The organism is Pseudomonas sp. SDI, from assembly GCF_003105155.1.
GTDB lineage: Bacteria > Pseudomonadota > Gammaproteobacteria > Pseudomonadales > Pseudomonadaceae > Aquipseudomonas.
In genome coordinates this window covers 43,285-57,244 of the sequence record NZ_QETK01000003.1, presented here as the reverse complement: position 1 = coordinate 57,244, position 13,960 = coordinate 43,285, and the positions used below count along the sequence as shown (strand labels likewise).

11 protein-coding genes are annotated in these 13,960 nt (G+C 66.7%); 9 read left to right on the top strand and 2 right to left on the bottom strand.

Annotation, left to right across the window (positions count from 1 at the left end; all coding sequences use genetic code 11):
* Positions 1-3: 3 nt before the first annotated feature.
* The 9 genes from DCO48_RS02690 to DCO48_RS02650 are packed head-to-tail and all read left to right on the top strand — an operon-like array spanning position 4 to position 12,751.
* Complete coding sequence (locus DCO48_RS02690; protein WP_116549073.1) at positions 4-1,059, top strand: beta-ketoacyl synthase; 1,056 nt, start codon at positions 4-6, stop codon at positions 1,057-1,059.
* Positions 1,056-2,354: a beta-ketoacyl synthase gene (locus DCO48_RS02685; RefSeq protein ID WP_116549072.1), complete on the top strand. Its 1,299-nt coding sequence runs from the start codon at positions 1,056-1,058 to the stop codon at positions 2,352-2,354. Before DCO48_RS02690 ends, DCO48_RS02685 begins: the two co-directional genes overlap by 4 nt.
* Complete coding sequence (locus DCO48_RS02680; protein ID WP_116549071.1) at positions 2,351-3,559, top strand: beta-ketoacyl synthase N-terminal-like domain-containing protein; 1,209 nt, start codon at positions 2,351-2,353, stop codon at positions 3,557-3,559. The genes DCO48_RS02685 and DCO48_RS02680 overlap by 4 nt, the downstream gene beginning before the upstream one ends.
* Positions 3,560-3,598: 39 nt before the next feature.
* A complete protein-coding gene (locus tag DCO48_RS02675) occupies positions 3,599-6,469 on the top strand; it encodes an aminotransferase class III-fold pyridoxal phosphate-dependent enzyme (RefSeq protein WP_116549070.1) in 2,871 nt (956 codons plus the stop codon).
* Positions 6,470-6,478: 9 nt separating this feature from the next.
* The gene (locus DCO48_RS02670) at positions 6,479-7,216 is read left to right on the top strand and encodes an SDR family NAD(P)-dependent oxidoreductase (protein WP_116549069.1); all 738 of its coding nucleotides are present in this window, start codon (positions 6,479-6,481) and stop codon (positions 7,214-7,216) included.
* A complete protein-coding gene (locus tag DCO48_RS02665) occupies positions 7,213-7,974 on the top strand; it encodes an SDR family NAD(P)-dependent oxidoreductase (protein WP_116549068.1) in 762 nt (253 codons plus the stop codon). Before DCO48_RS02670 ends, DCO48_RS02665 begins: the two co-directional genes overlap by 4 nt.
* A gap of 2 nt (positions 7,975-7,976) precedes the next feature.
* Positions 7,977-9,260 carry a DUF1302 family protein gene (locus tag DCO48_RS02660; protein ID WP_371919478.1) on the top strand — a complete coding sequence of 428 codons (1,284 nt, stop codon included), beginning with the start codon at positions 7,977-7,979 and terminating at the stop codon, positions 9,258-9,260.
* A gap of 30 nt (positions 9,261-9,290) precedes the next feature.
* Positions 9,291-10,124: an outer membrane lipoprotein-sorting protein gene (locus DCO48_RS02655; RefSeq protein ID WP_116549067.1), complete on the top strand. Its 834-nt coding sequence runs from the start codon at positions 9,291-9,293 to the stop codon at positions 10,122-10,124.
* Between the two features lie 17 nt (positions 10,125-10,141).
* A complete protein-coding gene (locus DCO48_RS02650) occupies positions 10,142-12,751 on the top strand; it encodes an RND family transporter (RefSeq protein WP_116549203.1) in 2,610 nt (869 codons plus the stop codon).
* 45 nt (positions 12,752-12,796) lie between these two features.
* Here DCO48_RS02650 and DCO48_RS02645 read toward each other — a convergent pair whose 3' ends face one another.
* Together DCO48_RS02645 and DCO48_RS02640 are read right to left on the bottom strand one after the other, a co-directional pair.
* Entirely contained in the window at positions 12,797-13,195 is a 399-nt protein-coding gene (locus DCO48_RS02645; protein ID WP_116549066.1) for a MerR family transcriptional regulator, read from the bottom strand.
* A gap of 161 nt (positions 13,196-13,356) precedes the next feature.
* The gene (locus tag DCO48_RS02640) at positions 13,357-13,932 is read right to left on the bottom strand and encodes an NAD(P)H-dependent oxidoreductase (protein ID WP_116549065.1); all 576 of its coding nucleotides are present in this window, start codon (positions 13,930-13,932) and stop codon (positions 13,357-13,359) included.
* Positions 13,933-13,960 lie beyond the last annotated feature (28 nt).

Sequence of the window (13,960 nt, the reverse complement as noted above, 5' to 3'; positions counted from 1 at the left end):
TCCATGTATGCAAGCAATCAACGGCCGGTCTACCTGCGCGCCGCGACGGTCCTCAATGCGGCCGGCGATCACTGCGCCGACCTGCTGCACGCGGCGCCCGCGCCGCAACCGCTGAGCTTCGACGCCAGCCGCGAAGCCTTCTGCCTGGGCACGCCGAAGCTGGCCGGCAAAGTCTTCGAGCGCAAGATCCTGCGCGGCCTGGAGCCTCAGGGCCTGCGCATCCTGCACTGCGCGGCCGGGCTGGCCGAAGCGCTGGCGGCGCTGGAACTGCCGGCCCAGCGCATCGTACTGACCGCAGCGATCCCCGAGGTTGACGGCCCCAGCACCAGTTGGGAGGCCGTGCAGGCGATCCTCGAACAACCCGAGCAGCTACTGGTGCAATTCATGGCCCATACCCCACCAATGCACGCGCTGACCCTGCTCAACAGCAGTGTCATGGCCTACGTTGCGCAGGGCCTGGGCTGCCGGGGGGCGATGGGCGGCTTCTGCTCGCAGAGCAATGCCGGCGTCGACGCTCTGGCCGAAGCCTTCCACAGCCTGGCCGAGGGCCGTGGCGACGCGGCGCTGGTGGTCGGCAGCAGCCCGAACATCAGCCCGGCGCTGTACCTGCGCGAGCCGGCCCAGGCCCAGCGTCTGTATGGCGAAGGCGCGGCAGCGTTGCTGCTGAGCCACCGCGCGAGTGCCGATGCCCTGCGCATCGCTGGCATTGCCCGTGGCTACAGCGCCAATGCCAGCCAGGCCGCCGCCGTCGCCGGGCGGGTGATTGCGCAGGCCCTGCGTGCAGAACGCCTGACCCTGGGCGATGTGCAGCAGGTTGTCTGCGACCGCCGCGACCCACTTGTTGTCAGCCTGTTTGGCCCCGAGCAGACGCTGCTCGACAGCTTGCAGCCGCGCGTCGGCGACCTCGGCGCCGGGCAGTTGCTCAGCGAAGCGGCGCTGGCGCTGTACCGCCAGCAACACGCGGCGCAGCCCGTGGCGTACACCCTGCTGCTCGACCGCAGCCAGGCCGGACATTGGGGCGCGGTGTTGCTCGCGGCACCCGCCAAGGAGGCAGTATGAGCGGCAACCGTGTAGTGATCACCGGCATGGGCGCGGTGACCGGCTTCGGCTTTGAATGGCAGCAAATGTGGCACGCACTGCTGCAGGGCCAGCATTGCATTCGCCCGTGGCAGCCGGAAGGCGTCGAGGCCGGGACGTTCCCGGTGCGCTTTGCCGCCCCGGTCGACCTGGCAACGATGCCGGCCTACCTTCGCGAGCACCCGGCCTGGCAGCGCCCGCTGGAGCGCCGTAGCCGCTATGGCTGGGTGGCGGCCAGCCAGGCCCTCGACGATAGTGGCCTGAGCCGCGAGCAGTGGCGCGACGCGGCGGTGCTGTGTGCCTCCGGCGCGCCGCAGCACATGCTCGGCGACATGCTCCTGTGCGCCGCCGGCCAGCCCGACGAGGCGCCGGCCTGGCGCTACCTGATGGACCGCCAGGCGCAGGTCAATGCCTGTGGTTCGCTGCGTCAGAGCAACGACCGCCTGGTGCGGGTGATTGCCGACCAACTCGGTTGCGAAGGGCCGGTGATCAACATCAGTAGCGCCTGTGCCGGTGCCTCGCAAGCCGTCGGTAACGCTTTCCAGATGATCCGCCGGGGCGAGGTCGACCTGGCCCTGGCCGGTGGCGCCGACTCGGTGCTGAGCCTCGATACCCTGACCGCGCTGTACCTGCTCGGCGCTGCCAGCAGCGAGCAGCGCTGGGGCCAGCAACTGTGCCGGCCGTTCGAGCGTCACCGCAGCGGGCTGGTGGCCGGCGAAGGCGGCGGCTTCCTGGTGCTGGAGCGCCTCGACCGGGCGCTGGCGCGCGGCGCGCTGCCGTATGCCGAAGTACTCGGCTACGGCAGCAGCCTGGACGGCTACAAGGTCACTGCTCCCGACCCGCAAGGGCAGGGTGCCGTGCTGGCGATGCAGGCCGCATTGGATGACGCTGGCGTTGTTCCCGGCCAGATCGACCTGATCAACGCCCATGGCACCTCGACGCCACTGAACGACGTGGCCGAAACCCTGGCGATCAAGCAGGTGTTTGCCGACGGCGAGCATTACCGGCGGCTGGCCATCACCGCCAACAAATCGCAGTTCGGCCATCTGATCGCAGCGGCGGGGGCGCCGGAACTGATGGCCACGGCACTGTCTTGCCTGCACGACCAGATTCCTCCGACGTTGAACCTGGATGTGCCCGACGGCCAATGCGACCTCGACTATACCGCGCACCAGGCGGTGAGCCGGCCGGTGCAGTTGGCGCTGAGCAACTCGTTCGGCTTCGGTGGCCTGAACACCGCGCTGGTGTTGGGCAAGTACCGGGAGCAGGGCGCATGAGCCAGTCGATTGCAATTGCCGGCGCTGGTGCGGTGCTGGCCAGCGGCTGGGGTGTGCCGGCGTTCTGGCAGGCCGCGCTCGACGCGCGGGCCGGCAGTGCCCCGATCGACTCGCCATGGCTGCGCAGCTCCCGCGTCGCCGCCTTCGCCCAGGTGGCGGCGGCCGATCAGCAGCGTTGCCAGGCCGACATGGCGCGCAACCTGTATCGCTATTGCACGCCGTCGCTGTTCTGGGGCGCCAGTGCCTTGCGCCAGGCCATCGACGAAGCCGGGATCACGCCCGGCAGCGATGGCTTGCGCTACGGCCTGTACTGCTGCCAGGGCGGCTTCACCTACCCGTCGATGGCCTCTTACGCCAGCTTGTTGCAGGACTGCCGCCGCGACGGCGTGGCCGACATGCGCGAACTGGCGCGCAAGGTGCTCAACGAGGGTGTGCTCGACCCGTTCCTGATCATCAAGGGCCTGAGCAACGGCCTGCTCGGCGTGCTGAGCCTGAACCTCAAGCTGCAATGCGAGGGCGGGGCGTTCATGCAGGGCGTGTCCGGCAACCTGGCGGCCCTGCGCGAAGCCCGCGCAGCGCTGCTCGAACGGCGCATCGACGTGGCCATGGTGGTCGGCGCCGGCAGTGAGCTCGACCCACTGGGGTTGGCCGACCTGTTGCGTGGCGGCGCTATCAGTGCCGAGGGCGCCACCGAGGTGCTGCCGTTCGACCGGCGTTCGCGCGGCGGTATTGCCGGCGAAGGCGCGGTGGCGCTGGTGTTGCGCCGCCGCGAAGAGCGCCCGGCCGCAGCGCAGGTCTGCCTGGACGCCTTCAGCAGCCATGCACGACTCGATGCCTTGAGCCTGCCGGACCAGCCCACCGACTTCGCCGTGTGTGCCGGCAGTGGCCGCCCGGCGCGCGACCGGCAACTGGCCGAGGCCTTGCTGCCGGCGGCGGTCAAGCATGTCACCAGTGCCTTGCCGATCACCGGCCTGCTCAGCGCCGCGCCGTTGCTCGCCGACCTGCTGTTGGCCCGCTGCGCGCTGCTGGCGCAGCAACTGCCAGCGGTGGCCGGCCTCGAACAACCGGTGAGCGCCGCCTTGCCACTGGTCCAGGGGGCCACGCGCGCGGCGTCGTTACGCCAGGCGCTGGTGCTCGGCCAGGACGACAACGGCTTCAGCGCCACCTGCCTGTTACACCTCAACGATACGCCCGGCAGCCACTGACGGCTGCCCCACGTTTCTCATTCAAAGGATTGTTGCCAGATGAATTACCGTGATTTCGTTCGCCCGAAATATGTCGAACTGCTGCAGGCACTGGGGCTCGATCGCCAGTTCGAGCGGGCCGTTGGCAGCCAGATGTTCTACCGCGATGCCCAAGGCCAGGAAGTGACCGTCACCGACTTCCTCGGCGGCTACGGCGCGGCGCTGTTCGGTCACAACGACCCACAGTTCGTCGAACAGCTGTGCCAACTGCTGCACCGCGGCGTGCCGTTCAATGCGCAGCTGTCGGTGCGCGGCGCAGCGGGCGAACTTGCCCGTGAACTGAGCGAGGCGTTCAACCAGGCCCTGGGCACTCACGAGCACTACGTTTCAACCTTCTCCAACAGCGGTGCGGAAGCGGTGGAAATTGCCATCAAGCACGCCGAGTTCGTCCGCCAGAAACGCATGCAGGCGCAGTTCGACGAGATCGACTTCGCCCTGGGCGAGGTGCTGCAAAACGCCGGTGCCTACCGCGAACTGGACCCGCACGCCCTGGCCCTGCCGGCCGGCCTGCTGCCGGAAACCTTGCTCAATGCCACCGTGCGCCAGGTGGTCGAAGCGGTGCGCCAGCACAACCTGGCCCAGTTGCATGTGGAACCGGTGTTCGTTGCCGTGCGCGGCAGCTTTCACGGCAAGCTGGTCAACACCGTCCAGCTCACCTACGGCAAGCAGTACCGCCAGCCGTTCGCCCGCTTCGGCTTGCAGGTCGAGTTCGTCGACCCGCAGCAGCATGAGCAGTTGCCGCAGTTGGCCGAGCGTCACCAGAAATACTGGCTGGCGCTGCACTGGGATGGCGAGCAGTTGCAGTTGCAGCAGCGCCCGTTCAGCGCCCTGACGGCCGCACTGCTGGAGCCGATCCAGGGCGAAGGCGGCATTCGCGAGCATTCGCTGGCGTTTTACCGGGCGCTGCGGCGGCTGTGCAACGAGCAGCAATGCCCGCTGATCGTCGACGAAGTGCAGTCCGGCTTCGGCCGCACCGGGACCTTCCTCGGCTGCATGCACTTCAACCTGCTCGGCGATTACTACTGCCTGTCCAAGGCGCTGGGCGGCGGCCTGATGAAGATTGCCGCGACGGTGATTCGCGGCAGCCACTACGAAGACGCCTTCAGCTATATCCACAGCTCGACCTTCGCCGAGGACGACGCCTCCTGCCAGATCGCCCGCGCCGCCCTGCAACGGCTGTTTGCCGACGAGCAGGCGCTGCTGCGCGAGGTGCAGGACAAGGGCGAGTACCTCAGCCGTGGCCTGCGCGAGCTGCAAAGCGCCTACCCGCAGGTGATCGCCGACGTGCGCGGGCGCGGCCTGCTGCTTGGCATCGAGCTGCATGACCGGGCCACCAGCGGTTCGTTGGTGCAGGCCTCGGCGCAATACAACGACGCACTCGGCTACCTGATTGCCGGCTACCTGTTGCAGTTCGAGGGGATGCGCGTGGCGCCGTCGGGCAGCAACTCCAATGTGCTGCGCCTGGAGCCGCCGGCCTGTATCAGTCATGGCGAGATCGACGCGCTGCTGCTGGCGCTGGCCAAGGTCTGCGACCTGCTGCAACGCGGCGATGCCTTGCCGCTGGCCGCCGGAGTGTGTGCCGATAGCATCGAGCGGCCGGTGCCGCGTGCCACCTGCTTCGAGGTGGAAGACCGCGGCCTGCTGGCCGATCCACACACCCCGGTGGTCGGTCGGGTGGCGTTCATCAACCACCTGATCGACGCCGATGCGATTGGCGATGCCGACCCGTCGCTGGCGCAGCTCAGCCCCGAGCAGAAGCGCAACTTCATCCAGCGCACTCGCCCGGAGCGTCGCGTGGCCCCGGTCGGCCCGGTGCTGATCCGGTCGCGCCTGGGCACGGCGGTGGAATTCACCCTGTACCCGTTGTGCATGGACTCCAACGACATGGCCGGCTACATCGCCAGCGGCGACCTGGAACCGATCCGCGAGGAAGTCGGCAACCGCGTGCTGGATGCCCGCGCCGATGGCAACCAGGTGGCCGGCCTGGGCATGTACACCTCGATCGTTACCAACAACTGCCAGGCGCTGAAGATCGCCGACATGGCGCTGACCTCGGGCAATGCCCTGACCATCGGCATGGGCCTGGAAGCCATCGAGCAGGCCTGCCGGCAGCAGGGCGTGAGCCTGGCCGGGCAGACTGCGGCGGTGGTCGGCGCGGCCGGCAACATCGCCTCCACCTACGCCTCGCTGCTCTCGGAGTCGGTCGACCGGCTGATCCTGATCGGCAGCGGCCGCGAAGGCTCGCTGCGCCGTCTGGAGAAAACCGCGCACCTGATCTACGCCGATGCCGCCCGCTCGATTCTCAAGGGCCGCGCCGAGCACGACCGGCTGGCTGCGCGGCTGCTCGGCCTGGATGGTTTCCAGGCCCTGCTGGACAACCATGCGAGCAGCGCCGACCTCGGCCAGCGCATCTTTACCTGGGTCGCGCAGCGGCTCGGCAACGAAGCCTGGGTGCAGGTCAGCAACGACCTGCTGGCCCTGCGCGAAGCGCGCATCGTGCTCTGCGCCGCCAATGCGCCGCAGGCGTTCCTCGGCGCCGAGCACTTCGCCGAGCGCAGCGTGATCTGCGACATCGCCGTGCCGCTGAACGTCGACCAGGCCCTGCCGGCGCAACGCCCGGACGTGCTCTACATGCACGGCGGGATTGTCCAGACGCCATTGGGCGACGGCCTGGCGAGCAACGTGCGCGCCTACCTCAAGCAAGGCCAGCTGTATGCCTGCATGGCCGAGTCGGTGCTGATGGGGCTGGCCGGCATGCGCCAGCACTATTCCTACGGCGACATCAGCCGCGAGCAGGTGCAGCAGATCCGCGCCCTGGCCCGTCTGCACGGCTTCGGCCTGGCGCAATTCAAAACCGACAACTCGCTGTAAGGGATGAGCATGAACAACAAGACAGCCATCGTTACCGGTGGCAGCCGCGGCATTGGCAAGGCGCTGGTGCTGGCGCTGATTGCAGCGGGTTACCGGGTCGCCTTCAGTTATGTACAGGGCCGCGAGGCGGCCGAAGCGCTGTGCGATCAGGTCCATGACAGCGGTGGCGAAAGCCTCGCGCTGGCCTGCGACGTGCGCGACCTGCACAGCGTGGCAGGCTTCTTCGAGCAGGCCCAGGCCTGGCTCGGCCAGGTCGATCTGCTGGTCAACAACGCTGGGGTGACCCGCGACGGCTTGCTAGCGACGCAGCGCCTGGAAGACATCAGCGAGGTGATCCAGACCAACCTGATCGGCACCCTGCTGTGCTGTCAGCAGGTGATCCCGGGGATGATGGCGGCGCGGCGTGGTTGCATCGTCAACCTCAGCTCGGTGGCCGCGCAGAAACCCGGTCGCGGGCAGAGTAACTATGCCGCCGCCAAGGGCGGGGTCGAGGCCCTGACCCGCGCCCTGGCGGTCGAGTTGGCGCCACGCAATATCCGCGTGAACGCGGTGGCTCCGGGCTTTGTGGAAACCGAAATGAGCGCGGCGCTGATGGCCGCGCATGGCGACGAGATCAAGTCGCGGCTGCTGATCAAGCGCTGCGCCCGTCCCGAGGAAATCGCCAGTGCGGTGCTCTACCTGGCCGACCAGGGGCATTACCTGACCGGGGAGGTCCTGGCGGTAAACGGCGGGATGAAAATGCCATGAGCCGGACCCGTACCGTACTGATTACCGGCGCCGCCAAGGGCATCGGCCAGGCTGTGGCGCAGGCCTTCAACGCGCCAGGGCAGCACCTGATCCTGCTCGACCTGGACCTGGCCGGGCTGCGCGACTGGGTGGCCGACCACCCGTGGCAGGCCGGGGTCGAGACCCACGGTTGTGACGTCGCCGACCTGGGCGCCCTGCAAGCGCTGTTCAAGCAACTCTCGGCGCGCCTCGGCGAGGTCGACGTGCTGGTCAACAGCGCCGGCATCTGCACCGAGAACGAGCCGGAAGACCTCGACAACTGGCACCGGGTGATCGCGGTCAACCTGCACGGCACTTTCCATGTCACCTCGCTGTGCCTGCCGCTGATGGCCGACGGCGGGCGGATCATCAACATGGCGTCGATCCTCGGCCGCGCCGGCAAGGTGCGCAACACCGCGTACTGCGCGTCCAAGCACGGCATCATCGGCATGACCAAGGCACTGGCGCTGGACCTGGCACCACGGCGGATCACGGTCAACGCCATTCTGCCGGCCTGGATCGACACGCCGATGCTGCGCAGCGAGCTGGCGACCCAGGCGCAGATTGCCGGGATCAGCGAGCGCGACATTTTGCGCAACGCGAAAAAGAAACTGCCGTTGCGCCGCTTCATCGAGGCCGACGAAGTGGCGGGCATGGTGCTTTACCTGGCCAGCCCGCAGGCCGGTGGGGTGACCGCGCAAAGCCTGTTGATCGACGGCGGCGCCGGGTTGGGGATGTAGGCATGCGCAGATGGAGAGCTGCAAACAGCCTGCTGCTGGCCCTCGGCCTGGGCGGCGGGGCGGCGGCGCAGGCGAACCTGATGCCGGAGCACGCCGAAGCCGAGATCGGCGTGGCCAGCGCCGTGCGCCTGCACGGCGACGACCGCGTCACGCAGAAGGCGCTGTACTTCAAGGCGGCCCTGGAACACAGCTGGGACAGTGGCTACTACAAGGCCCGCGGCCGGGTGCGCTACGACTTCCGCTACGACGGCAACAGCCCCTACAGCCGCGAAGCCCGCGACGACTACCGCTTCAGTGCCGACTGGCGCGAGCTGTACTGGGGCCACTATGTCGGCGACGGCGAGCTGACCGCCGGCTGGCAACAGGTGGTGTGGGGGCGTGCCGACGAGTTGCGGGTACTCGACCAGATCAACCCGATCGACTACCGCGAAGGCCTTACCGCGCTGCTCGAAGACAGCCGCATCGCCGTACCGATGCTGCGCTTCACCCAGCCGCTGGGCGAATGGGAGCTGGAGGCGCTGTGGACCACGCAGTTCATCAAGAACCAGTTGCCGGCCGAAGGTAGCGAGTTCGACGCCCCGCTGTTCGCTCGCCCGGACCCGAGCCAGTTCGCGCTGGTGTCCAAGCCCGGCTACGACGGCGCCGACGGCTTCGGCTATGGCCTCAGCGCCAATGGCCGGGTCGGGCGCCTGGACCTCAGTGTGGTGGCCCTGAACGCGCGCCAGCAAGACCCGGTGTACGCCGTGCGCGGGGTGACCGACGACGGCTTGCTGGCGCTGGAACGGCAGTTCCCACGTTACACCATGCTCGGCAGTGGCCTGGCCTACGACGCCGGGCACAGCGTGGTGATCCGCAGCGAGGTGGCCTACTTCGACCACTGGCGGGTGAGCAACCCGTACCGCACCTATGGCAGCGACCAGAGCCCGATGCTGAAAGCCCTGCTCGGGGTGGATTACCTGTGGCGCAACTGGCTGATCTCGGTGCAGTGGCAGGAGCAGCAGTTGCTCGACTGGCAGCAGGGCATGCTGCAGGACCGCCGCGAGCACCTGTTCACCCTGTCCGGCGAGGGCAACCACTTCCAGGACCGGCTGAAAACCCGCCTGGTGCTGGCCATGTCGCCGCCGGCCGGCGACGACCTGCTGCTGCAGGGCATCTTTACCTACAAGCCAGTGGACTGGCTGAAGCTCGGGCTGGAGGTCGACGTGTTCGCCGGCCGCCAGGATCGCCCGTTTGGCGAATACGACCAACGCGATCAGGTGCGGCTCTCGGCCGGCTACCTGTTCTGACCGCTCATTGACACTCAAAAGGACTTAACCATGTCATTTATCCACGGCCTCTGCGCGGGCACCCTGCTGTTCACCTCCAGCCTGGTGCTGGCTGCCCCGGCGCCCAACGCCGACGACATCATCCGCCAGGCCCGCGACCGCGAGGACGGCCGCAGCTTCATGTCGCAGGTGTCGCTGGTACTGGTCGACAAGCAGGGCAATACCCGTGTGCGCGAGTTTAGCTACCTGCAAAAGGACTACCCGGACGGCGACAAATTCACCATGCACTTCTCCGCACCGAGCGACGTGCGCGACGTAGCCTTCCACATCGAAAACCCGCAGGAAGAACGCGGCGTTGAAGACAGCCAGTGGATGTACCTGCCGGTCAGCCGGCAGACCCGGCGCATCTCCACCACCGACAAGCGCGGTGCCTTCATGGGCAGCGATTTCTCCTATGCCGATCTCGACAACATCCGCGTCAGCGATTACCGCCAGACCCTGCTGGGTGAGGAGACCATCGACGGCCGCGCGTGCTATGTGCTCGAACGCGAGCCGTCCTCCGAGCAGGTGCTGGCCAAGACCGGCTACAACCGCCTGAAAGTCTGGATCGACAAGCAGAATTCGCTGGTCATGCGCCAGGACTACTTCGACACGCGCGGGGTGATGATCAAGCAGCTGCGCACGCAGAAAGTGGAGAACCTCGACGGCATCGACAGCATCACCCTCAGCCAGGTCGAGCACTTCGTCAACGGCACGCGCTCGCAACTGCGCTTCAACCAGTTGCAGTACAACGTCGAGCTGGACGACAAGCTGTTCACCCAGACCGCCATCCGCCGTGGCCTGAAGAGCGGCGACACGCCTGAGTTCCGGGTAACGGCACGATGAAGGCGCACACCGACCTGATGGAGCGCTACCTGAACCTGGTAGAGCGCCACGCCAAGCTGATCGTCTTCACCCTAGTGGCGATCACCGCCTGGTTCACCTACACCCTGGGCGCGCTGATGGCCGATACCAACCCGTATCTGCTCAAGGAAAGCCACCCGGCGCGCAAGACCATCATCGACCTGCAGAAGGAATTCACCGGCACCTACGATTCGGTGATGGTGGCGTTCAACAACCCGGACGGGGTGTTCAACGAGGAAACGCTGAACGCGGTGTTCGCCATGTCCAAGTCGATGCGCAAGCTGATGCTGGCCAACGACCAGGACCGCAAGACCCTTGAGGCACTGCTGGCGCGGCACCCGCAGGACGCCACGGCGCAGGCCCTGAGCGCGGCGATTCTGGCCGACGGTTTTGCCCAGAGCGACCAGGCCGATGTGCGCCGGCTGCGCGACCATGCCCAGGCCAATGGCTGGGAAAGCCATGACCAGCAGTTCCTGCGCTACCTGGCCGAGCGGGTCAACCCGATCCAGGAAATGGCCTCGATAGCCGACACCGAGAACATCAGCCTGGCCAGCGACGGCCAGTTGTGGATTCACAAGACCCTCAACGCTTTCGACATGGACCCGAAACAGGTCGAGGCGCTGGTGATGAACAACGAGCTGCTGGTCGGCGGGCTGGTCTCGCCCAACCGCCAGGTGGCGCTGGTGGTGGCCGAGCTGGGCACCAAGCAGGATGACGCCCAGGCGCAATTGCGTGCCTACCAGCAGGTGCGCCAGCTGGTCGCCGACTACCAGGCCGCGCACCCGCAACTGCGCGACGAGGTGTTCATTGCCGGCATGCCGATCTTCATCGCGGCACAGCAGGAAATCATCGATCACGACATCGCTGTGCTGTTCCCGGTGGTGTTCATCCTGGTCACGCTGTTGCTGATCGCCTGCTTCCGCAAGCCGCTGGGGGTGATGCTGCCGCTGTTCAACATCCTCTTCTGCACCATTTGGACGGTGGGCCTGATGGCCCTGTTCAAGGTGCCGTTCGACCTGCTGACCAGCGTGCTGCCGGTGTTCCTGTTCACCATCTGCTGCTCCGACGCGATCCACGTGATGGCCGAGTATTACGAGCAGCTCAATGCCGGCAAGAGCCATCGCGAAGCCGGGCGCCAGACCATGCGCCTGATGGTGGTGCCGGTGGTGCTGACGACGGCGACGACCATCGCCACCTTCGTCATTTCCACCACCAACAACATCGTCAGCATCCGCAACTTCGGCCTGTTCATGTCGATCGGCCTGACCGCGGCGCTGATCATCTCGCTGCTGCTGATTCCGGCGTGGATCTTCGCCTGGGGCAAGGATCAGGCACCGAACAGGCGCGTGATCGGGCGCACCTCAGTCATCTCCAGCACGCTGGTCGCCTGCTGTGCCTGGCTGATCCGTCGGCGCCGGCCGGCGCTGCTGATCAGCCTGCCGCTGCTGGCAATGATGAGCGTGTTCACCTTCATGGTCGACATCGAGGACTCGGGGATCGCCTACTTCGAACCGCAGAGCGCGGTGCGTACCTCCGACGAGTTCATCAACCGCGCCCAGGTGGCCGGCACCGCACCGGGCTGGATTGCCTTCGACAGCAAGGCGCCGCGCGGCATGCTCGACACCGAGGTGGTGCAGTTCCTCGACCGGCTCGACCAGTTCCTGCGCGAGCAGCCGCACGTCAGCTACACCTATTCGCTGGCCACCTACATCAAGCGCATGAACCTGGTGCTCAACGACATGAACCCCGAGTTCCTGCGGGTGCCGCAGGCCCGCGAGCAGGTGCTGGGGGTGGATGACAACGGGCAGCCGGAGCGCTTCGAGGTCGATGGCAACGCGCTGATCGAGCAGCACATCATGCTGTTCGAGAACGGCGGCGGCTCCGACCTGCGCAACGTGCTCAACGCCGACTACTCCAAGGCCGTGACCCTCTACACCATGACCTCCTCGGTCGCCGGCGACTACCAGGCCATGCTGGCGCGGCTGGACGCCTGGGTGCAGCAGAACAAACCGGCCCACCTGCAGGTGACCCATGCCGGTACTGCCTACATCTGGACCGGCGTGCTGCAGGAGATCACCCAGGGCCAGGTGCTCAGCTTTACCCTGGCGCTGCTGGTGGTGACGCTGATGATGATGTACTGGCTCAAGTCGGTGCGCCTCGGCCTGCTCGGCATGCTCACCCTGCTGACCACCTCGGTGACGGTGTACGGCTTCATGTACCTGCTGGACATCGAGCTGAACATCGGCACCACGCTGGTGACCTTCCTGGTGGTCGGGGTGGTGGACTATGCCGTGCACCTGCTGTCGCGGATCAAGTTCCTCAAGGAGCAGGGCATGGGCATCGACGAGGCGATCCTTGAGGCGATGCAGAGCGTCGGCCGTTCCACGCTGATCAACGTGACGATCTTCTCGGTCGGTTTCATGGCGCTGTTCTTCTCCGACTACAAGCCGATCGTCGACCTCGGCGTGCTGGTGGCCCTGGCGCTGTTCTCCAGTGGGATCACCACCTTGCTGCTGGTGACCCTGATCTCGCCGTGGTTCTTCGCGGCGATCAAGCCGCAGGCCGAGACGCTGGCGGCAGGCGGCCAGGCCCAGAGCAGCGTCGGCTGAGTGCGGCCGCCGGCGCTGGCGCCGTAACAGGCGGAACAGGCGCCTTCAGGCCAGGGCTGGCGGCTCCAGGTACGGGCTTTGCTCCAGGCGGCACTGATTGCGGGCGTCCTGTACGCTGTACTCGAAGGAATCGAGTGCGTCGTGCAGGCCCTGCAACTGGTCGATCTGGGTGCGCAGCTCGTGCTTTTTCTGCTGGATGGCCTGCTGGGCAAGGTCCCAGGGGATCTCGTCGCCTTGCAGGTTCTGGAACATCGCCTGCATTTCCTTGAGCTTGAAACCCAGTTGCTGCGCGCATTTGATGAAGCTCAGCAGCTCGACGCTCTGCTGGCTGTAGATGCGGTATTTGCCTTCGCGCCGGGGTTCGGGCAGCAGCCCGATCTTCTCGTAGTGGCGGATGCATTTAACGGTGGTGCCGGACAATTGGGCTGCTTTGCCGATGTACATGGGATTCCCTTCCAGATCAGGCGGCACGGAGCATGCGCCCGACCTCGGTAAACCGAGGGGCAGGCCGCAGGGGCAGGTGCTGAAGGGCGCCATCTTTACACAAGCGACGGTCTTTGTGGGAGCCGGCGTTGCCGGCCCACAGGGCCGGCGGTTTCAGCGCATTACTGCCCGGCGACCGCGCGGGCCTGGGCCAGCCAGCTTTCGCGGCGGGCCGCGGTGGAGCCCAGAATCGGCCCGAACGTCAGGGTCCGCGTCGGCTTGATCCCGCAGAACGCCAGGGTGGTCTTGCGCATCTGGTGCAGGCCCGGCATGCGGTAGACCCAGCGGTAGTACCACGGCGGCGTATCCATGGTCACCAGCAGGTGCGCCGTGCGCCCCTTCAGCAGCTTGTCCGGGAACGGCGAGCCCTTGCGGTACTTGAAGGCAAACCCGGGCAGGAGGATCCGGTCGAAGAAGCCCTTGAGCAATGCCGGAATCCCACCCCACCAGATCGGGTAGACGAACACCAGGTGCTCGGCCCAGAGGATCTCCTGCTGCGCGTGCAGCAAGTCCGGCTCCAGTGCCTGCACCTCGCGGTAGCCTTCATGCAGGACCGGATCGAAGGCCAGCCGCGGCAGGTCGAGTACCCGTACCTCATGGCCGGCCGCGGTGGCGGATTGCACATAACTGTCGGTCAGCGCCGCACAGAAACTGTCTGTGGAAGGATGGCCCAGAACGACCAGTGTACGTTTGCTCATAGCAACTCCAGTGTTGATTGAAGTCACC